Raw genomic sequence first — 20599 nt, forward strand, 5'->3', positions numbered from 1 at the left:
CCTGTGGCGTCGCTTAACGCAGCAGCGATAGCACGCCCTGCGGCAGCTGGTTGGCCTGGGACAGCACCGAGGTGCCGGCCTGCTGCAGGATCTGTGCGCGGGTCATGTTGGCCACTTCCACCGCGTAGTCGGCATCCTGGATGCGCGAACGGGCGGCGGTCAGGTTGGTCTCGTTGGTGCTCAGGTTGGTGATCGCGGACTCGAAGCGGTTCTGTACGGCACCGAGGTCGGAACGCAGGCTGTCGACCATTTTCAGGGCATCGTCAAGGGTCGCCAGTGGGTCTTCGGTCTTGGTGCCGGCGGTGGTGGCGCTGAGGGTCAGGGTGCCATCTTCCTTTTTGTAAACCGGAGCACCAACGCTGTTGGTTACATTGCCGTTTTCGTGGGCATAGTAAGTGTCAGTGCTGGTCGCGGAGGCAGTCAGGGCTCCTGCGGAGCTGACGTAGGTGTTGCTCGAGACGCCGCCAGCGGCAATCACTGCGCCATCAATAGTACCGCCAGCGGTGGTCACCAGATTTTGAAGTTGAGCTTTGCCGATCTTGGCGCCAGTTACGTCAATGTTGGTGCCGTCGCCAGTGTAGGTGGTGCCATCGGCGGTGATTTTGTCGCCGTTAACGCCGGCAATTGCAGTAGAAACAGCGCTGATGTCAGTTTGAGTCTCGCCACCAGCGTTGTTCTTGGTAAGGTTGCCAGTGGCATCCAGGTAAAGAGCTGCGCCATCGTCGGCCGCAGTGATTTTGCCATTGCTATCGATCAGGATGTCTTGGTCTGTACCACCGATGGTGACGGTTGCAGCCTTGAGTTCGCCGGCTGAGGGGGTCAGTGCAGTTGCTACATCTGCTGCTACTGCATCAGCAACGTCAAACGAGAAGGAATCAGTGCTGGAGTTGTAGGTGTAGGCGCCTGCTGCTGCCTTATTCAGCCCGGTGTCGGTGCCGGCATAAGTCGCAGTGTCAGCGTTTGCAAGCTGACCGAAGACATCGGCAGCGGTTGCAAAAGAGTTGTTGGTGGTTTTGGTGTAGGTGGTGGTGCCGTCGGTGGTGGCGCCTGCAGCGAACCCGGAGAGAACGAGGTCATCTTTGCTGGCAGCGGTATTGGCAATTTCAGCCTTACCATCGACGTTGAAATTGCTCAGGCCCAGGCTTTCCGCATTGATCTTGCCCAAGTTGATCTTGATGGTCTGGCCATCGTTGGCGCCGACCTGGATGGTCAGTGCCTGATCGTCGGCCAGAACCTTGACGCCGTTGAAACTGGTTTCTTCGGAGACGCGGTTGATTTCCGCGAGGCGCTGGCCGATCTCGTTCTGGATCGAGCCCAGGTCGTCCTCGGAGTTGGTGCCGTTTTGCGCCTGCACAGCCAGCTCACGTACGCGCTGCAGGTTATCGTTGATCTGGTTCAGTGCGCCTTCAGCGGTCTGGGCGACCGAGATGCCGTCGTTGGCGTTGCGCTGAGCCTGGGCCAGGCCCTTGACCTGAGCGGTCATGCGGTTGGAAATGGCCTGGCCGGCGGCGTCGTCCTTGGCGCTGTTGATGCGCAGGCCGGAGGACAGACGCTCCATGGCGGTGGTCAGGGAGCTCTTGGAGGAGGTCAGGTTCTTCTGGGCGATCACCGAAGTGACGTTGGTATTGATGACGGACATGCTGATATCCCTTGACTAGCTGAGTTGGTGCCAGTGGCGAGCTGTGCTGCGCGCGTGCTGCGCCTGGCGACAACGGCGCCGTTGGCCGTTACTTCAGATATCGACCGGGGTGCTCGGGGCTTTAGGGTTGATCGAGATTTTTTGTGAATGGGTTGGCATTCTGCGCTGGGCGTGGTGGCTCCGGTCCTCTACTGATGGCGGGCCTGCAGCCGCATCGCCGAGAGGTCGCGCCTCCTACAGATGTGCCGAGGGACGCTTTGTCCTTCAGCTGGCCGCTCTTTCGCGCTGCCTTCCTGCGCAGAACTCGACGAACTGCTCCACCTTGAGCGGCGGCGAGTACCAGTAGCCCTGGGCCAGTTCGCAGCCCATGGCCTGCAGCATCTCTGCCTGTTCGGGTTTTTCCACGCCTTCGGCGACGGTGATGCAGCTGAAGTTGCGGGCCATGTCGATGACGGTTTCGGCCAGCCGGCAGTCCTGGGGATTGGTATCCATGTTGCTGACGAAGGCGCGATCGATCTTGAGAACGGAGACCGGCAGGGTCTTCAGGTAGGCCAGCGATGAGTGGCCGGTGCCGAAGTCGTCGATGGCGACGGATACGCGGTGGCGGGCGAGCAGTTTCAGTTGCGCGCGGGCGAGGTCGACGTTCTGCATCAGTCCGGATTCGGTGATCTCGATTTCCAGCGCGCCGACCGGCAGGCGACTGCGCAGCAGGCGGTTGAGCAGGTTGCGGGCAAAGTCCGGCCGGGTCAGTTGCTGCACCGAGACGTTGACCGCCAGGCGGAAGTCGCTCGCGACCTGTCCAGTGGCGAGCCATTCCTCCAGCTGGCTGATAGCGCGATCTATCACCCAGTCGCCGATGGACAGGATGTCACCGCTGGTTTCGGCCAGAGGGATGAAGTCGATCGGGGATACGAAACCGAGCTGCGGGTGGACCCAGCGCAGCAGGGCCTCGGCGCCAATGACCCGGCCGCTGTGCAGTTCGATCTTCGGCTGGTAGACGAGGAAGAACTCCTGCTGGTCGAGGGCGCTGCGCAGGGCCTCGTGCAGGCGGATGCGCTTCTGCAGGGCGTCCTCGATGCTCGGCTGGTACAGGCGCCAGCCCGAGCTGCTGTCGGGCAGGGCGAGGGCGGCCAGGCGTAGCAGTTGTTCTGCGGACTGGTGCGGCATGCCGGTGTGGCTGATGCCGATGCGCGCGCCGAGATGCACCTTGATCTGGTCGATGGCGAAGGGCTGGGCGATGCAGCGCAGGATGGCCTGGGCCTGTTCGCTGACGGCGCCCTTGGCCAGTGGCTGGCGCGTGATCAGCAGCCACTTGCTGCTGTTCCACACGCCCACCGTGGCCTGTTCGCCGAAGTGGCCGTGCAGGCGGTCGCGCAGGTGCAGGCTGAGCGCCTCGCTTATCGCATAGCCATGCAGGCGGGCGATCTCGTCCATACCCTCCAGGGCGAGGAAGTAGAGCAGCGCCGGCTGGCCCTCCTGCAGCAGGCCATCGAGCTGGGCGAGCAGGGCGCGGCGGTTGGGCAGTTGGGTGACCGGATCCTCGCGGGACAGACGCTGGATGGCGGCGGTGCGCTCTTCCACCAGGTTCTGCAGGAGGATGGCGCGATCGTTGCGCTCCTTGAGCAGGAAGTGCACCTCGAGAGCATTGCGGATGCGCTGCATCACTTCCTGCTGGTCGAACGGCTTGGTGAGGAAGTCGCGGGCGCCGAGGTCGAGGGCCTGCATGCGGGTGTCGCGGTCGGTCTGGGCGGTCAGCACGATGACCGGCGGCGCCTGTTCCGCCCAGCGGGTTTTCAGCCAGCCGAGCACGTCGTGGCCGCTCAGGTGCGGCATGTTGATGTCGAGCAGAATTAGGTCGGGCAGCTTTTCCTCGAGCATGGGCTCGATCCAGCGTGGATCGTTGATGCCGCGGCTGTTGTGGTAGCCGTAATGCTGAAGCAGGGCCAGCAGCAGCTTGACGTTGACCTGGGTGTCGTCGACGACAAGGATGTGGGCGTCCTTGTGAGGTGGTGCGGGCGACGGCATGGGCTCTCCTGCCTGACGGGTTCTGGGGCGCCGGATTCGCTGGGGTGTTGTCGGTCGACGGGATGCGCAGCATGCCCGACCTGACCCTGACCTTCCCCGGGGCATGGGGACGTAATCAACAGTCGCCCCCTTGGGGTATAACGGCCCGGCGCGCGAAAACTTTACGAAGTTTTTCGGTTTTTGTGACGCATGACTCGTTTTTCGAGCGGTGAATCTGGTGATTCGCCTGAAGGCCGGACTGGAGGGCTGCCTGGTTCGCTGGTTCCCCCCTTCAGAAAATCTCCCGGCGGCCGATAGGGCAGGCAGAGGCGCCCGCGGCCGGGCGCATTGCCTGCCCATTGGTCCGCACACGGAGTCCGCATGAATCCCTCCACGCTTATCGGCATTCTCGCCAGCGTCCTCTTGCTGGCGGTGGTGCTGATGTTTTCCGCCGAGGACCCGTCGCTGTTCCTCGATCTGCCGAGCCTGGGCATCGTGCTGGTGGGCACGCTGGCGGCCACCTTCATCAGTTACCCGCTGGGTGAGGTGCTGCGGGTGTTCGGGCTGTTCGCCACGGTGATGCGCAACGAGAAGTTGTATACCCGCGACGATATGGAGGAGCTGGTCAACATCTCGCGGCTGTGGATGTCCGGCAACCTGCGCCAAGTGGAGGAGGCGCTGCAGCATGTACGCAATCCGTTCCTGCGCACCGGGGTGCAGCTGGTGGTGGACAACACGCCGGAGGAGGACATCATCGAGCTGCTGCAGTGGCGCATCTCCCGCCTGCGCGCCCGCGAACATGCCGAAGCGCAGCTGTTCCGGGTGATGGCCAGTTTCGCACCGGCCTTTGGCATGGTCGGTACCTTGGTCGGCCTGGTGAACCTGATGTTCCTGCTCGGCGATGGCGACATGACCGCCATCGGCCGGCAGATGGCGATTGCGCTGATCACCACCTTCTATGGCGTGCTGCTGGCCAACCTGGTGTTCAAGCCGGTGGCGGTGAAGCTGGAGCGGCGCACCGAGCAGCGGGTGGTGGTGATGAACATGGTGGTGCAGGGCATCTCGATGATGTGCAACAAGCGCAGCCCGGGTCTGATGCGCGAGACGCTGAAGTCGTTCATGGCCCAGTACCAGGACGAGATCAATGACGGCGGTGCCGGGGCGCGTGGCCTCGATGGCGGTCGAGCGTGAGGAGCGCGGGGTGATGAGCGAGCAGCCGGCCGAAATCGCCGCAAGCGGCGGCGGCAGCACGACGGCAATACCCGCCAAGCAGGCGCTGCTGCAGCGCCAGCGCGAGCTGGAAAGCGAGCTGGCCCATGCGCGTCAGGCGGCGGGGCGGGCCAAGCGGGGCGTGGGGGCTAGCGAGCCGCTGGCCACCGAGCCGGAGGAAGAGTCATGGCTGATGACCTACCTGGACATGATGACCCTGATGCTGGTGCTGCTGGTGGTGATGCTGGCGTTTGCCGGCAAGGGGGGCGGGCTGGAAGGGATGAAGCAGATGGCCGGCGGTATGTTGTCGAGCCGCGATGGCGTGCTGCCGGCCACCGATGGTCTGCTGCCCGAGTCCGCGCTGCAGGTGCCGACGCCCTTGCCATCCAAGCCGACCACTGACCCACTCAAGGGGCTCAAGCTGGACCAGTTGGGCGATGACATCGACGTGGTGGTCAATGAGAGTACGGTGAGCTTTCGCATCAGCAGCGAGATCCTGTTCAGCTCCGGGCAGGCCGATCTCAGTCTCGCGGGCCTGGCGGTGCTCAGGCGCTTGGTTCCGGTGCTCAACAGTACCAGTCATGTGATCGCGGTGGTGGGGCATACCGATTCGGTGCCGGTGCGCAGTGGTCGTTATCCGTCCAATTGGGAGCTGTCCGGTTCGCGGGCGGGCGGTGTGGTGCGTTATCTGGAGGCCAACGGCGTGCCCAGCAATCGACTGCGAGCGGTGGCCTACGCCGATACCCGGCCGCTGGCGGATAACGCCACGGCAGAGGGGCGGGCCAGTAACCGGCGGGTGGAGCTGATCATGGAAGCGCCTGGCTCGTAATGGTGCATGGGCTTGCGCAATTGCGGTGCGCAAGCCCGTCGATTGTGCATGTCCATGCCGTTGAGTCCCTTGATTTGAATGATGTCGTTTTGATGGCATGCTTATTGCTGTGATGCAGTTATCACTTTGCAGCAGGGAATACTCATCATGTCGTCACTTCAGAGCAAAGGCATGGCGCTGTCGTCCGCCGAGCGGCGCTGGCTGCCGTGGCTGGGGCGAACCGGCAAGCTGGCCATGGGCTGGTCCTGCTGGCTGAATCGTGACTCGCTGCCCGAGGTGGAAAAGATCTTCGAGGGCATCGCGCAGACGCGAGTGCGTCTGTTGCAGAACTGGACCCGCTCCCACTGGACCTGGCTGGCGGAGCTGGCCGATGGGCTGGCGCGCGACTTCACCTGGCTCGACAACCGTCTGCTGGCGGACAAGCTCGGCCAGGCGAGCGACTTCTCCGAGCTGTTCGTGGTGTCGCCGGAGGGCGTGGTGCTGGCCTCCAGCTGGCCGGAGCACTGCAAGGTCGGCGATGTCGATCCCTATGCCCTCGACGCCGGCCTGCGCCAGCCGTTCCTGCATGGGCCGTATGTCGATCCGCTGACCTTCGAGATCGGCCCGTCCAGTTCGCGCTTCCATGATGAAGTGACGCTGATGTTCTATCAGCCGATCCGCCGTGACGACCAGCTGCTCGGCTGCCTGTGCGGGCGGGTGCCCAACGATGTGCTGGGCGACCTGATCCAGCGCGAGGCCGGCCATGTGTACGCCGAGTCCGGTGACAACTACCTGTTCATGGTCGAATCGCGCTTCGATTCGCGCATCCAGCCGGGTACCGCGCTGTCGCGCTCGCGCTTCGAGGACAATACCTTCAGCCTCGGCGACAACCTCAAGAGCGGCGTGCGCACGCGTTGGGGCACGGTGCGGGTGCGGCGGCACACCGAGCTGGAGTTGCGCTTCGTCGATCCGGCCACCGGCGAGCTGCACCCCGGGGTGCGCGAAACCATCCGTAACGGCTCCAACCTGTTCGTTAGCTATCCCGGCTATTCCGACTACCGACACATCCCGGTGGTCGGCAAGGGGGTGACCTTCCAGTTGCCTGGCTCGCCGGATCGCTGGGGGATGATGTGCGAGGCGGATCTGGAGGAGGTCTATCGACGCCGCTCGCTGACCTTCGGGCTGATGCGCACCTTCCTGCTCACGATGGGCAGCTGGTACGCCATCGATTCAGCCCTGCAGAGCTACAGCGGGCTGGAGCAGAGCGTGCTGGACCTGCTCAGCCTGGGCCTGCTGGTGCTGTTCAGCCTGCTGTTTGCCGCCTTCGGCCCACGCAGGTTGGCCCGGCGCATGGGCGAGATGACCGGGGTGATCCGCACCATTGCCGAGGGTGGCGGCAACCTGAGCCAGCGCCTGGACCGCAGCCGCTTGGCGAACGACGAGACCGGCGACATGGGGCGCTGGATCAACAGCTTCATCGACAACCTCGACGGCATCGTCGGCGAGGTGATCAGCGCCTCGCACAGCGTCGGGCAGACCAATGCGCAGATGCTGGTGCACAACAACGAGGCGTGCAGCACCTCGACCTCGGTGGCCGAGGCGATGCGCAGCATGCTGCAGTTGGTGGAGGAGCAGCTCGGCGAGATCCAGCAGGCGTCGATGACCGCCGAGGACATGAAGCACGCCATGGACGCGGTGATCAGCAGCGCCCGTGAGAACACCCAGTCGATCCGCAATGTGGTCGATCGTTCGGCCAGCAGCGTGCAGTCGCTGGACAGCCGCATGGGGCAAATTGGCAACATTGTCGAACTGATCAGCGAGATCACCATCCAGACCAATCTGCTGGCGCTGAATGCCGCAATCGAGGCGGCGCGGGCCGGCACCCATGGCCGTGGCTTCGCCGTGGTGGCGGGGGAGATCCGCACCCTGGCCTCGCGCACCGCCAGCGCCGCCGACGAGATCCGCCACGTGGTCGAGGGGCTGCAGGCGGAAACCCGCGACGCGGTGGCCTTCATGAACCATGGCGTGGAGAACGTCGATGCCAGCCTGCGCCAGGCCGAGCAGGGAGCCTCGGAGAACATGCGCCTGCAGCAGGCGGTGGAGCGCATGTTCGGCCTGATCAAGCAGTTGGATCAGCGCAGCCAGCACTATGGCGTCACGGTGCGCGGAGTCGATGAGGTGTCCCAGGAGATGAGTCAGACCCTGCGGGCGCTGCAGGGCAGCACCTCCAGCGTGCGGCACACTACCAGCAGGTTGCAGCAGTTGGTGGGGCAGTTCGCGGTGACCCAGGGCTGATCGCGGTCAGCCCGGACGGGGAGTCCGGGCTTGTCCCCGGTGCCTCAGCCGGCCATGGCCATGGTCAGGGAGGCGGCGAGGTCGTTGTCTTCCTTGTTGTCCACCTCGGGATCGAGACCGAGCTTGGCGAAGGCGGCGACCTGGCTCCAGTCGACGGCGGCCAGCAGGTGGCTGGTGCCGAGATAGCTCTGCAGCACGGCTACCTGAATCACGTCGGCGTAGTCGACTTCGTCGCTGTCACGGCTGAAGTTGAGGTGCTGGGTGGGAATCGCGGCGATGGACTCGGGAAAATTCCAGCGCTGCAGGATGCGCTCGCCAATCACCGGATGGATCTCGTCGATGACGAAGGCGAGGCTGTGCGGATCCTCCAGCAGGGTGGGGTGGCTTTCCGCATAGGTCAGGATCGGCAGAGCGCCGATCTGGTGGACCAGGCCGGCGAGTGCCGCCTGCTCAGGAGCCAGTCGGGTGTAGTGGCGGCTCAGCACGTAGCTGATGCTGGACACCTCCAGGCTCTTGCTCCAGATTTCGTGCATCTTGCGCTCGATGAGTCGTGATTTGGCTCGAAACAGCTGCTCCATGGCGAGGCCCATGGCAAGCGTGCAGGTGTAGTTGATGCCAAGTCGACTGATCGCCATCTGCAGATCGGTGATCTCGCTGCGGGCCCGCATGAGCGGGCTGTTGGCAACCCGGATCAGGCGCGCGGTCAGCGCGGTGTCGCTGCCGACTTCCTTGGCCAACTCGGCAATGCCGATGTCGGGCTGCTGTGCTGCTTCACGAATGCGCAGGGCGGACTCTGGCAGCGTAGGAAGGACCAGTTGATCGCTGCTGATGGCTTGCAGCAGTTCCTGGCAGACCGTCTCGGCGAGTCGGCTCATGTCTCGATATTTCCTTGTTGATTCAGGTGTTGACGCTCTCGGAGCGAGCGACTCCGGATGTTCGCGGACGGCAGTATTGCCGATCAGGCGGGCAAGTGCGAGCTGTTACCCTAGCCCACGCACCTGTTTGCAGTGTGACTGAAATATGGTCCGGTCAGGGTGAAAGAGCCGTGGCATAGGCAGTACTCTCAAAATTGACAGTCCGCCAGGAGGCTCGGATGGATTGTACTTTCAGTCATGACCCAGCCTCAGACCTGGCCTCCAGCTGATTGACGTTCGACCATCCTGCCGTGAACCCGCAGGAAGCACGCCCGGCGTGCTCCCTACAGCACCTGTATAATGCCGCCCACATGTACCCCATGCGCACTTTGTGTGCACCTCTGATCTGTACGCTTGCTTTTTACGGACTTCCAGATTTGACAAAAATCCTTATAAATCAAGATCTTATTAACAGACGCTTCAGTGTCGCTCCGATGATGGACTGGACCGATCGCCACTGCCGCTTTTTCCTGCGCCTGCTCTCCCGGCACACTTTGCTGTACACCGAGATGGTCACCACCGGCGCGCTGCTGCATGGCGATCGCCAGCGCTTTCTGGCCTACGACCAGAGCGAGCACCCGCTGGCGCTGCAGCTGGGCGGCAGTGTGCCGGCGGAGCTGGCGGCCTGTGCGCGGCTGGCGGAGGAAGCCGGCTACGATGAGGTCAACCTCAACGTCGGTTGCCCCAGCGACCGGGTGCAGCACAACATGATCGGCGCCTGCCTGATGGGCCATCCGGCGCTGGTGGCCGACTGTGTGAAGGCGATGCTGGACGCGGTGAGCATCCCGGTGACGGTCAAGCACCGCATCGGCATCAACGGCCGCGACAGCTACGGCGAGCTGTGCGATTTCGTCGGGCAGGTGGCCGAGGCCGGCTGCCGCAGTTTCACCGTGCATGCGCGGATCGCCATCCTCGAGGGCCTGTCGCCCAAGGCCAACCGCGAGGTGCCGCCGCTGCGCTACGAGGTGGCGGCGCAGCTCAAGCGCGACTTCCCGCAGCTGGAGTTCATCCTCAACGGCGGGATCAAGACCCTCGATGAGTGCAAGACCCACCTGGAGACCTTCGACGGCGTGATGCTGGGCCGCGAGGCCTACCACAACCCCTACCTGCTGGCCCGCGTCGACCAGGAGCTGTTCGGCGTCGAGCGCCCGGTACCGAGCCGCGGCGACGTGCTGCGCGAGCTGCGTCCGTACATCGAGCGGCATCTGGCCGAGGGTGGCGCGATGCACCACATCACCCGCCACATCCTCGGCCTGGCTCAGGGCTTCCCCGGAGCGCGGCGCTTCCGCCAGGTGCTGTCGGTGGATGTGCACAAGACCGACAATCCGCTCGGCGTGCTGGATCAGGCCATCGAGCTGCTCGGCAGTCACTGAAAGGGCATTGAGCAGGGAGGCTCCACTCGGTTAATGTCGGGTGATCTGTAACGACAGGGTTTTTGTCAGATGACTTCCAAGCTGGAGCAACTCAAGCAGTACACCACCGTGGTCGCCGATACCGGCGACTTCGACGCCATTGCGCGCCTGCAGCCGGTGGACGCCACCACCAACCCCTCGCTGCTGCTCAAGGCTGCCGCGCTGCCGCGTTATGCCGGGCTGCTGCAGGCCGCCATCGCCGGCGCCGGGCAGGATCTGGGCCTGGCCTGCGATCGCTTTGCCGTGGCCGTTGGTAGCGAAATCCTGCAGATCATTCCGGGGCGCGTCTCCACCGAGGTGGATTCGCGCCTGTCCTTCGACAGCCAGGCCAGCATCGAGCGAGCCAAGCGACTGATCGGCCTGTACGAAGCGGCTGGCATCGGCCGCGAGCGGGTGCTGATCAAGGTTGCCTCGACCTGGGAAGGTATCCGCGCCGCCGAGCAGCTCGAGCGTGATGGCATCCAGACCAACCTGACCCTGCTGTTTTCCTTTGCCCAGGCGCAGGCCTGCGCCGACGCCGGGGTGTTCCTGATCTCGCCCTTCGTCGGGCGCATCTACGATTGGTACAAGAAGGCTGAAGGCCGCGACTACGTCGGCGCCGAGGATCCGGGCGTGCAGTCGGTGACGCGCATCTACAACTATTACAAGGCCAATGGCTATTCGACCGTGGTGATGGGGGCGAGCTTCCGCAATATCGGCCAGATCGAGCAGCTGGCTGGTTGCGATCGCCTGACCATCAGCCCGGAGCTGATGCAGCAGCTGGCTGCCGATGCGGGCGAACTGCCGCGCCGCCTGAGCCCGGGTGCGACCAGCGAGGCACGCGAAAGCCTCGACGAGCGCAGCTTCCGCTGGCGGATGAATGAGGACGCCATGTCTACCGAGAAGCTGGCCGAGGGCATCCGCCTGTTCGCCCGCGACCAGGAAAAGCTTGAGGCGTTGCTGGCCGCCAAGGTCTGAGTTGTTCCAATGCCCAAAGCCCTCGCCATCCCGGCAGGCAGGTCGAGCAGCGCATGGGCGATGCCTGCCGATGCAGGATGTGTATGATCTGAGCCGCCGATTCTCGAGACTCTCTGCAGGAACCTGGTCATGGAAGCCAATAGCCGTCCCCTGATGCGCATTTTCGAGCCCACAGTGTGCTACCAGATCCCGCTGTTCCAGCGCCCCTATGTCTGGCGGCGCGAGGGCAACTGGCAGCCGCTGTGGGATGACCTCGAGCGTCTGCTCGGCCTGGCGCTGGCCGGCCAGAAACTGCGCCCGCACTTCCTGGGTGCGGTCGTGCTCGAGCAGTTGTACAACGACACAGGCTGGGTGCAGCTCAGGCAGGTCATCGATGGCCAGCAGCGCTTCACCACCCTGCAGTTGCTGCTGATAGCCGTGCGCGATCTGTGCATGAGTCTGGACAGCAAGCGCTACTACGAGCGCTTCGATTCGCTGGTATCCAACCGGGCCGCGCTGGTCGACAGCCCGGAGGAGATCTGCAAGCTGCTGCCGACCAACTTCGACCGCAAGGCCTATGCCCAGGTGCATCGGGCCGGCAGTCCGGAGGTTCTGCTGGCGCAGTTGCAGCGAGAGGGCGAGGTCGTCGATGGGGAGCAGGGCATCGTCGGCGCCTACCTGTACTTTCATGAGCAGCTCGGCGGCTGGTTGCAGCAGCCGGTCGAGGACCGGCCCCGCGTGGAACTGGAGGAGCGGCTCGAGGCGCTCTGGGCGGTGGTGCAGAAGGGCCTGCAGTTCGTGCTGATCGAACTCGGCGAGCACGACGAGGCCCAGGTGATCTTCGAGACCCTGAACGCTCGCGGCACCCAGCTGCTGCCGGCCGACCTGATCAAGAACCTGCTGTTCCGTCGTGCCCAGGCCGAGGGCGAGGACATCGACCGGCTCTATCAGGCGCACTGGGCGGCGTTCGATGGCGAGTTCTGGCGCGAGGAGATCAAGCAGGGCCGCGAAAGCCGGCCGCGCATCGACATCTTCATCCGCCATTTCCTGACGCTGGCCATGCGCCGGGATATCCGCTTCGTGCATATCTTCAACGAGTACAAGAACTACGTGCAGTACACGGATGACTGGCGCTCGTGCCTGATCGGCGAAGCCGCCACTGCCCGCGAGCACATGGCGCTGTTGGGCAGCTATGCCGAGCACTTTCGCGAGTTTTCCAGCCCCGCGCCTGACTCGCGCCTGGCGCGCTTCCTCAACCGTCTGGACGCGGTCGACACCTCGACCATCTATCCGCTCCTGCTGCTGTGCAGCCAGCAACTGCGCCCGCAGCAGGAGGACGAGTTCGAGGCGATCCTGACCGTCATCGAGTCGTTCCTGTTCCGCCGCATGATCTGCGGTCTGACCAGCAAGAACTACAACCGCCCGTTCCTCGACCTGATCCGCCATCTGGAGCGCGAAGGCACCATCAGCGCCCGCGCGGTCGAGCAGTTCCTGCTGGCCAGCGAAGGCGAAAGCGCGCGCTTCCCGACCGATGCCGAACTCAAGCGCGCGATCCTCGACCATCCGCTGTATCAGTGGTGGCCGCAGTACCGCGTGCGTGCCGTGCTGGAAGCCCTCGACGCCGCGCTCGGCAACGGAGTAAGTGCGGCGGGCGAGCAGCCGTCCGCGCTGGCCATCGAGCACATCCTGCCGCAGAAGTGGGACGAGCACTGGCCGGTGCCGAAAGCCCTGCAAAAGAACCCGCAAGGCAAACAGGCCTTCACCGAGCAGCGCGACCGCCTCAAGCACACGCTGGGCAACCTGACGCTGGTCGCCGGCAGCCTGGGTCCGGCGCTGTCCCGCTCGCCGTGGGAAGCGAAGAAGGCTGAGCTGCTCAGGTGCAGCCAGCCGAACCTGAGCCGCGAGCTACATGACGCCGAGGCCTGGTCGGAGCAGGAAATCCTCGCCAGAGGGCAGACCCTGGCCGTGGCCGCCTGCATGCTCTGGCCTTATCCGGCAGCGGAGCAGGAGGTGTCGTGAGCAGCCCGGCTTGATCGCCAGCTCCCGCCGGCGCCTGGCCAACTACCGGGTGCTGCGCCTGGTGCGCTTGTTCGACGCGCTGCCGGTGGATGCGTCGAACAAGGTGGTGGAGGGGGTTGATGGCTGTTGTTGGTTGATTGGCCGTGGTCTAGGGTGAAGCCATCGTGCGCAATAAGGGGAAGTGCCATGAAAGTGCTATTCCTGGTTCGCCACGCCCAGTCGAGTTGGGACGACGTTCAGTTAGCCGACAAGGATCGCCCTCTGACGGATAAGGGCAAAAACGACGCGGCGAAGATGGGCAAACGGCTGGCCGAGCGCGATGTGGCGGTCGAGATGATTCTTTCAAGTCCGGCGAAACGGACGCTGGCAACAGCGAGAGCCATTGCCAAGAGGCTTGGTTTCAAGCGCAAACACATCGTGCAGGATGATCGGCTTTACGCGGGTCAGGCGGACGACCTGCTACAGGTCATCCAAGAGCTTGGCGGCAAGCAGAAATGCGTGATGTTGGTCGGCCATAATCCGGAGCTGTCGGAGCTTGTGAAACGCCTTTCCGGCAAAGGCAGCAATATGCCGACTTGTGCGGTGGCCGAACTCCGGTTTGACACCAAATCGTGGTCGAAAATCGGCAAAAGCAAGCTCGAAAAACTGGTGTCCAACTATTCGTGATGACGGCGTGGCCGTCCGACATCCAGCCGACGGCCCCACTCGTCGTCGCCCCTTGTCAGCGCAGGCATGACGCGAAATACTGTGTGCAAATACAGTATTCGAGGTGCCGCCATGCCTTTCTCCGACGCTATCCTTCTCGCCCCCGGCAGCCAACTCCTGCCGCTGTACGGCTTCCGCGTCCCGGCCGGCTTCCCCAGCCCGGCGCAGGACCATCTGGAGCGGGAGATCTCCCTGGACGAGATTCTCGACATCCGTGCGCCGCACACCTACCTGGTGCGCGCCGCCGGCGACAGCATGCAGGGTGCCGGCATCTTCGACGGCGACCTGATGGTGGTCGATCGTTCGCGCGAGGCGGAGGCGGGCGACATCGTGATCGCTGCGCTGAACAGCGAGCCGCTGGTCAAGCGCCTCGCCAGCGAGGGCCGCCAGGTGGTGCTGCGTGCCGAGAACCCGCGCTATGCGCCGCGCTACATCCTGGAGGGCGACGAGCTGACCATCTGGGGCGTGGTGCGTTTCAGCGTACGCTGCCATGACCCGCGCTGAGCCGGCCTTTGCGCTGATCGACTGCAACTCGTTCTATGCGAGCTGCGAGCGGGTGTTCCGCCCCGACCTGGCACGCACGCCCATCGTGGTGCTGAGCAACAACGACGGCTGCGTGATCGCGCGCAGCGCCGAGGCCAAGCCTTTCGTGAATATGGGCGAACCGTACTTCCAGATCCGCAACACCCTGCGCCGCCACGGCATCGTGGCATTCTCCTCCAACTACGCGCTGTACGGCGACATGAGCCAGCGGGTGATGACCCTGCTCGAGGGCATGCTGCCGGCGCTGGAGGTGTACAGCATCGACGAGGCGTTCGCCGAGCTGACCGGGATACCAGGCAGCCTGGAGGCGCTGGGCCGGCAGATGCGCGCCACAGTGCTGCGCTGCACGGGCATTCCGGTGGGCGTGGGGATCGCCAGCAGCAAGACGCTGGCCAAGCTGGCCAACCACGCGGCCAAGCGCTGGCAGCGGCAGACGGGTGGGGTGGTGGACCTGCGCGACCCGCAGCGCCGCGACAAGCTGCTGCGCGCGGTGGAGGTGGGCGAGGTGTGGGGCATCGGCCGCAAGCTGACCGAGCACCTGGCGGCGATGGGCATCCGCACGGCGTGGGATCTGGCCCAAGCCGATCCCTGGACCATTCGCAAGCGCTTCTCGGTGGTGGTCGAGAAGACCGCCCGTGAGCTGCGCGGCACGGCCTGCCTGGGTCTGGACGACGAGCCGGCAGCGAAGCAGGAGATCTGCTGCAGCCGCATGTTCGGCCAGCGCCTGCACGAGCTGGCGCCGATCCGCGAGGCGGTGGCCACCTACGCCGCCCGGGCCAGCGAGAAGCTGCGCGCCCAGGGTTCGCTGTGCAAGAAGGTGCGGGTGAGCATCCGCACCGGCATGTTCAATCCGGCCGAGCCGAAGTTTGCCAAGGGGGTGGTCTGTGAGCTGCCATATCCGACCGACGATACCCGGCTGATCATCCGCGCCGCGACCGAGGGGCTGGCGCTGGTCTGGCGCGAGGGCTTCGCCTTCAGCAAGGCCGAGGTGCTGCTGCTCGACCTGCGCCGGCGCGGCGAGTACACGCCAGACCTGTTCGCCGCCGAGCAGTCCGCCGCGGCCGAACGGGTGATGGGCGTGATGGATGCGATCAACGCCAGGTGGGGCAGGGGCACGCTGCACCCAGCCAGCGTCCCCACCGCGCCCGACTGGGGCATGCGGAGGGAGCTGATGAGCCAGAGCTACACGACGCAGGTGAGTGAGCTGTGGAGGGTGGGGGCTGGAGCTGCCGGCAGCCAGCAGCAGATCTCTCGCTAGAGAACTACTCCCACCAGCTTCTTCAGCAGCTCCTCGAACGGCATGATGGTCAGCAGCAGCGGCGCCACCGGCAACAGTGTCGCGATCCCCAGCCGGAGGACGACATCGCGGGTGACCGGGGCGAGGCGCATTTCCTGCACCACAGCAAAGCTGTTGCCGAGATCGGCCAGCGACTGGATATCGCCGCTGCCCACCAGCGGCTCATCGGCCGGTGCACTACCGCGCAGCCATTTGCTGTCGAACTCGCGCACGTAGGTCATCGCCAGACCGCCGTATTCGCGCAGGCCGATGCGCTTCGTGCTGGCAAGTTGGCTCGAGAACACGAATAGCGGGGCCAGCACCAGGCACTCGACGAAGATCACCACCAAGGCGATCTCGGCCTTGAACTCGGGCAGCGTGGCGCCGACGTAGAAGATCCGGTTCGCCAGCATCCCGGCCAACAGGGCGCCGTAGGCCAGGGCCAGCGGCATGAAGGCGTAGGCCGAATTGGCCAGAAAGCCCAGGCCACCGACCCGGTCCGGATGGGTGGGCACCAGATTCAGCTCGATGCGCGATACCTGCCAGAGGAAGCGCATCCAGATGCACACCCGGAGGAACCAGCGGAGTATCAGGAACTGGAAGATCGGTACGCTAACGTAGCCGTACCAGATCCCGGCGAGCGACAGTCCGAATCCCGAGTCGGTCGGTACTGTGTACCAAGTGGCGGTGTCGAGGACAGCGGCGCTGCGCCATACCACCAGCACGCCAAACCCGTAGACGAACACGATGAGCAGCACCTCGGCGATCACCGAGTTGCGCAGGCGCATGGCCGAGCCGACCGCGGCCTCGAATCTCGCCCTCGCAGCCTCCGGGACCAACCCGCGGTCGAGGAACTGCCCGACCACAGGACGGATACGCTGGTGGACGATCAGCTCGGCGCCAATCAGCAATGGCATCGCCACCAGGAAGCGGATATGCACATCGAAGTCCATCAGAAAGGGGATGGCCACCCCTCCGTCCAGCAGTTGCCCCTCGAGCGCGGAAAGCAGCAGCAACGGCAGCCAGGCCATCAGGGCAATTACGACGATGCGTTTGCGCACCAACTCGAGGGCGTCGCCGGATAGCTGGGTGCGGCGGAACAGTTGATACAGCGGCCCGCCGAGCACCAGCGAGAAGTCGATCGGCTCGGAGGTGAGCGGTGCAGACTGCGTAGGACGATCGGGTGACGGCTTCATTCCGGCTCCATGGAGTAGTAAGCGGCGTGTGGTAGCGGTCTGCAGGACCACCCTCTGGCGCGGTGGCCACTGCTTCAGGATAGTCGCTCGCCATCAGCCCCGTTGCCGGTCCGGGCCGCCTGCTGGCAGTGCCTCAGGTCGCCAGCGCGCCGCTGCTGCATCTCGAGCGGAAGGCGCGCCGACGGTTGCCAGGCGGCGCAATTCCTGCGAAAAAGCCCGCCCGGCAGCCGTCGGGCGCTGCCGCCAGTAGAGGACACCGCAATGAGCAACGAACTGCAGATCGAGGACATTGTCGTCGGCGAGGGCAAGACCTGCGTCAAGGGCGCACTGATCACCACCCAGTATGTCGGGACGCTGGAGGACGGCACCGTCTTCGACTCCTCATACGACAAGGGCCGGCCGTTCCAGTGCGTGATCGGCACCGGGCGGGTGATCAAGGGTTGGGACCAGGGCCTGATGGGCATGCAGGTCGGCGGCAAGCGCAAGCTGTTCGTCCCCGCCCACCTGGCCTACGGCGAGCGGCAGATCGGCGCGCACATCAAGCCCAACTCCAACCTGGTCTTCGAGATCGAGCTGCTGGAAGTGCTGACGCGGGACGATTGAGGCTTGGCGCTGGAGGGGGGGCCAGGGTTGCAGGACGATATTCAGGTCACCTGCCTTGAGGGCACGTCACTGTACCCTCAAGGCTCGTTGAGCGACAGTTCACTTGCCGTACAGTTCGCGGTCCCGCTGGATAGGGGGCCTGTACATGGATTTCGGGTTGGACATCTTTTCCGACTGCTCGTCAGTCGTGATGCCCACGGCAGTAGGCTGCTCCTTGATCATCTGCACGAAGCGCTCACCGGAGTCCATGCGGTCCCGCTGGTTGGCGAGCGATTGCCGCTGCTGGTGATAATCCATCAGACGATCACTTCCGCTCTCCGCGATCATCAGTTGCTGCGGCTTCTCCTCGGGCCACACCCACTGCCCAGGTTCGGCCTGCACCGAATTCACGGCAGTTCCGACCAGCAGTGCCGCCAGTGCGGCCTTGATTGACATGGCTTTCATGGCGTCATCCTCCACAACGAGTTGACGTTTACTAGACTAGTCCTTTGGGCGTCCGCTTTCGCTCGTGTTCACCTGACGAGCCGACGAACGTGGCTTGCTTCAGGGCGAGTGCTGGGCTAATAGCCCATGTTTGCTGGCTTCGCGACCAGCAACCACTCGTCACTTTCCGAGGAGTGCAGTTTGAGAAGGTCAACTTTCCTGAGTTCGATACTGCAGAGCCGACGCGGCCACCTGCTGGCCGGGTTGCTGTTTGGCAGCGGCCTGCTGCTCGGGCCGGCCAAGGCTTCGGCCCATGCGGCGCAGGCGCACCGCCACGAATCCGCCTCGCTGCAACTGCGGGCATGGCGGGATCTGGTTGCCCATGCGCTGCCACTGAGCGAAGTTGAGCAGCTCGAGGCGGTCAACCAGTTCTTCAATCACCAGGCTCGCTATGTCGAGGACCAGAATCTGTGGGGCCAGTTCGACTACTGGGCCACGCCGCTGGAGCTGCTCGAGCTGGGGGCGGGAGACTGCGAGGATTTCGCCCTGGCCAAGTACTTCACCCTGCGCCTGCTGGGTGTGCCCGAACAGCGCCTGCGCCTGGTCTACAGCACGATGAGCACGACCGGAGAGGCCCACATGGTCCTCGGCTACTGGCCCGATAGCGGCGAGGTGCCGCTGCTGCTGGACAACCTGCGCGAGGAAATCCTGCCGGTAGTCCAGCGCCACGACCTGGCAATGCAGTTTGCCTTCGATGCCGATCACCTGTACCGGTTCGACCACCGCCGCCTGGTCATGGCCGGCGATGCGAAGCTGTTACCCAACTGGCAGGCCTTGCAGACCCGGGTCAAGCGGGAAGTGCGCCAGGTCGCTGCCGGGGGCGAACTTGCCATGACCGGGTCACCGTCAATGGCGCCGCCCGGCTAGCCGGCGGCTGAAAAGCCACCTCGAGGAGCGGGGAAGCCGAACACAAGTCGGGAGGCAGGCGGTGAAGAGCGGCGGGCAGCAACCAGCAGACCAAGCGTGGATCGCGACTGGCCTTTTGTCTGTCCGGTAGGGCTCGCACCCGCTCAACCGGTAATCAATCCGCCAGGAGTCAGCTTCACCTCGTCGCAGTTGTCGCCGGGCCCGCCACGGTCGATGACCAGGAAGTCCGAGACCTCGCCCAGCGCCAGCAGCGGGTGGTGCCAGACGCCCGGGGCGTAGTTGACGCCTTGGTCGCCGCGGGCGAGGAACACGCGCAGGTCCTCGACCTGCGGCGCTGGGCCGGCCGGCGCCACCACCACCAGGTAGGCTCGCCCGGACAGTGGCACGAACGCCTGGCTGGCCAGCGGGTGGCGCTCCATCATCTCCACCTGGAACGGCAACTGGCGCGGCTGACTGCGGAAGATCGAGACGATCGCCCGGCCGCCCGCGCCCGGCTCGATGTTGGCCAGGTCGTGATAGCGCTCGGTGTTGCCGGTGTTGATGGTGAGGTGCTGCGCCGCGTCGCTGGCCTCGATCACCTCGCCAAACGGCGCGAAGGCCGCGCGCTCGAGCGGCATCGGGATGAGCTGCTGCAGCCCGTTCATTGGGCGACCCTGCCCCACAGACGCAGGCGCGATACCCCGCCGTCGGGGAAGATGTTGAAGCGCACGTGGCTGATCGGCCCCAGCGGCAGGACCTGCTCGCCATACTCGTGCACCGCGTCCATCGACAGCGGCTGCTCGGGCAGCAGCGGCGGCCAGAACAGGCTCTGGGTGGTGATCGACTGGTCGGTGCCGCCACCGACGAAGGCCGCCTGCAGCGAGCAGCGGTCCGGGTAGTTGCCCTTGAAGAACGCGGTATCCACCTCGATGCGCTCGACGATGCCGGGGGCGCCCAACTCCAGTACACACCAGTCGTTGCCGGGCTCGCGGCGGCGGCGGGTTTCCCAGCCGTCGCCCATGCTCAGGCCGCGCCCGGGCAGCAGCAGGTTGCTGACCGCGGAGCCGAAGCTGGCGTCGTTCCAGCTGACTGCGCGACCACCGTTGGCCATGGCGAGCAGATCGACCAGGTCATCGCCGGCAGTTTCGAGGCCGCCGACCGGCAGGCCGTAGACGCGCAGGCGGGCGATGCCGCCGTCGGGGAAGATGTTCACGCGCAGGTGGGTCCAGGCTTCGCGGCTGGTCGATTCCAGCAGGTGGTGGCTGTTCGGCCTCAGCGCACTGGGCGGGAGGATCTCGCTCCAGTTCGCCGCCTGCAGGGCGTCGAGCGCGTCGCTGGCGCTGACGCAGGCCTCGATGGACGCCGCCGGCGGGTAGTTGCCGGTGAAGTGGCTGGTGTCGACGTCGAAGCCGCGGATCGTGCCGCGCACGCCAAGGCGGATCAGTGCCCAGTCGTGGCCGGCGTGGCGCTTGCGCCGCGACTCCCAGCCGTCCATCCACTTGCCGTTGTCGTCGTAACGGCCCGGATAGAACACCGCCGGGGCCGGGTCGAGCATGCGCTCGAGCGGGGCGAAGAAGGCGTCGGAGGCGAACAGCGCCTGCGCGCCGAGGCGTGGACTGGCCAGATCGACCGCCTTGGCAGCCCACTCAGGCAGCTGGGCGGGCAGGGCGATGACGGGGGTGCCGGGGAGGGCCATGGCGGAAATCTCCTG

General features: G+C 64.9%; 19 protein-coding genes. 12 read left to right on the forward strand and 7 right to left on the reverse strand.

The annotated features are described in order from the left end of the window. Positions 1 to 13 precede the first annotated feature (13 nt). Both BMZ19_RS11455 and BMZ19_RS11460 read right to left on the reverse strand, forming a co-directional pair. Complete coding sequence (locus tag BMZ19_RS11455; protein WP_090310996.1) at positions 14 to 1639, reverse strand: flagellin N-terminal helical domain-containing protein; 1626 nt, start codon at positions 1637 to 1639, stop codon at positions 14 to 16. A gap of 264 nt (positions 1640 to 1903) precedes the next feature. Next, entirely contained in the window at positions 1904 to 3664 is a 1761-nt protein-coding gene (locus BMZ19_RS11460; RefSeq protein WP_090310998.1) for a GGDEF/EAL domain-containing response regulator, read from the reverse strand. A 360-nt stretch (positions 3665 to 4024) separates the two neighbouring features. On the opposite strand from BMZ19_RS11460, the gene BMZ19_RS11465 reads away from it, so the two are divergent. From BMZ19_RS11465 to BMZ19_RS11475, 3 genes are all read left to right on the forward strand, one after another. Then, entirely contained in the window at positions 4025 to 4834 is an 810-nt protein-coding gene (locus BMZ19_RS11465) for a motility protein A (protein ID WP_090311001.1), read from the forward strand. Next, positions 4788 to 5681, forward strand: coding sequence for an OmpA/MotB family protein (locus BMZ19_RS11470; protein WP_212633219.1), 894 nt, complete (start codon positions 4788 to 4790; stop codon positions 5679 to 5681). The genes BMZ19_RS11465 and BMZ19_RS11470 overlap by 47 nt, the downstream gene beginning before the upstream one ends. A 147-nt stretch (positions 5682 to 5828) precedes the next feature. Further along, positions 5829 to 7955: a methyl-accepting chemotaxis protein gene (locus tag BMZ19_RS11475; protein WP_090311003.1), complete on the forward strand. Its 2127-nt coding sequence runs from the start codon at positions 5829 to 5831 to the stop codon at positions 7953 to 7955. A gap of 44 nt (positions 7956 to 7999) precedes the next feature. On the opposite strand, the gene BMZ19_RS11480 is transcribed toward BMZ19_RS11475, so the two are convergent. Continuing rightward, the gene (locus tag BMZ19_RS11480; protein ID WP_090311005.1) at positions 8000 to 8830 is read right to left on the reverse strand and encodes an HDOD domain-containing protein; all 831 of its coding nucleotides are present in this window, start codon (positions 8828 to 8830) and stop codon (positions 8000 to 8002) included. A 416-nt stretch (positions 8831 to 9246) separates the two neighbouring features. Between BMZ19_RS11480 and dusA the strand changes: the two genes are divergently transcribed. The 7 genes from dusA to umuC all read left to right on the forward strand — a co-directional run bounded on the left by dusA (position 9247) and on the right by umuC (position 15742). After that, positions 9247 to 10242 (forward strand): tRNA dihydrouridine(20/20a) synthase DusA, encoded by a 996-nt coding sequence (gene dusA, locus BMZ19_RS11485; RefSeq protein WP_280142156.1) that lies wholly within the window; start codon positions 9247 to 9249, stop codon positions 10240 to 10242. 69 nt (positions 10243 to 10311) lie between these two features. Further along, positions 10312 to 11238 (forward strand): transaldolase, encoded by a 927-nt coding sequence (gene tal / locus BMZ19_RS11490; RefSeq protein WP_090311008.1) that lies wholly within the window; start codon positions 10312 to 10314, stop codon positions 11236 to 11238. A gap of 129 nt (positions 11239 to 11367) precedes the next feature. After that, complete coding sequence (locus tag BMZ19_RS11495; protein ID WP_090311010.1) at positions 11368 to 13236, forward strand: DUF262 domain-containing protein; 1869 nt, start codon at positions 11368 to 11370, stop codon at positions 13234 to 13236. A 10-nt stretch (positions 13237 to 13246) separates the two neighbouring features. Continuing rightward, positions 13247 to 13393: a hypothetical protein gene (locus tag BMZ19_RS22390; RefSeq protein WP_170847746.1), complete on the forward strand. Its 147-nt coding sequence runs from the start codon at positions 13247 to 13249 to the stop codon at positions 13391 to 13393. Between the two features lie 29 nt (positions 13394 to 13422). Next, complete coding sequence (locus BMZ19_RS11500; RefSeq protein WP_090311012.1) at positions 13423 to 13902, forward strand: SixA phosphatase family protein; 480 nt, start codon at positions 13423 to 13425, stop codon at positions 13900 to 13902. A gap of 111 nt (positions 13903 to 14013) precedes the next feature. Continuing rightward, complete coding sequence (locus tag BMZ19_RS11505; protein ID WP_090311014.1) at positions 14014 to 14445, forward strand: LexA family protein; 432 nt, start codon at positions 14014 to 14016, stop codon at positions 14443 to 14445. Then, positions 14432 to 15742: a translesion error-prone DNA polymerase V subunit UmuC gene (umuC, locus tag BMZ19_RS11510; protein WP_090311016.1), complete on the forward strand. Its 1311-nt coding sequence runs from the start codon at positions 14432 to 14434 to the stop codon at positions 15740 to 15742. Before BMZ19_RS11505 ends, umuC begins: the two co-directional genes overlap by 14 nt. Here umuC and BMZ19_RS11515 read toward each other — a convergent pair. Beyond that, complete coding sequence (locus BMZ19_RS11515; protein ID WP_090311018.1) at positions 15739 to 16956, reverse strand: hypothetical protein; 1218 nt, start codon at positions 16954 to 16956, stop codon at positions 15739 to 15741. The genes umuC and BMZ19_RS11515 overlap by 4 nt on opposite strands. A 261-nt stretch (positions 16957 to 17217) precedes the next feature. On the opposite strand from BMZ19_RS11515, the gene BMZ19_RS11520 reads away from it, so the two are divergent. Beyond that, complete coding sequence (locus BMZ19_RS11520; RefSeq protein WP_090311020.1) at positions 17218 to 17559, forward strand: FKBP-type peptidyl-prolyl cis-trans isomerase; 342 nt, start codon at positions 17218 to 17220, stop codon at positions 17557 to 17559. 99 nt (positions 17560 to 17658) lie between these two features. Here the strand turns inward: BMZ19_RS11520 and BMZ19_RS11525 are convergent, their stop codons facing one another. After that, the gene (locus BMZ19_RS11525) at positions 17659 to 18003 is read right to left on the reverse strand and encodes a hypothetical protein (protein WP_090311021.1); all 345 of its coding nucleotides are present in this window, start codon (positions 18001 to 18003) and stop codon (positions 17659 to 17661) included. Between the two features lie 180 nt (positions 18004 to 18183). Between BMZ19_RS11525 and BMZ19_RS11530 the strand changes: the two genes are divergently transcribed. Beyond that, positions 18184 to 18909 (forward strand): transglutaminase-like cysteine peptidase, encoded by a 726-nt coding sequence (locus BMZ19_RS11530; RefSeq protein ID WP_170847747.1) that lies wholly within the window; start codon positions 18184 to 18186, stop codon positions 18907 to 18909. 143 nt (positions 18910 to 19052) lie between these two features. On the opposite strand, the gene BMZ19_RS11535 is transcribed toward BMZ19_RS11530, so the two are convergent. Both BMZ19_RS11535 and alc read right to left on the reverse strand, forming a co-directional pair. Beyond that, a complete protein-coding gene (locus BMZ19_RS11535) occupies positions 19053 to 19553 on the reverse strand; it encodes an ureidoglycolate lyase (RefSeq protein ID WP_090311024.1) in 501 nt (166 codons plus the stop codon). Further along, positions 19550 to 20584, reverse strand: a complete 1035-nt coding sequence (alc, locus tag BMZ19_RS11540; RefSeq protein ID WP_090311026.1) for an allantoicase — start codon at positions 20582 to 20584, stop codon at positions 19550 to 19552. The genes BMZ19_RS11535 and alc overlap by 4 nt, the downstream gene beginning before the upstream one ends. Positions 20585 to 20599: the final 15 nt, after the last annotated feature.

This window comes from Pseudomonas linyingensis, assembly GCF_900109175.1.
In the GTDB taxonomy this organism is placed as follows: Bacteria; Pseudomonadota; Gammaproteobacteria; order Pseudomonadales; family Pseudomonadaceae; genus Geopseudomonas; species Geopseudomonas linyingensis.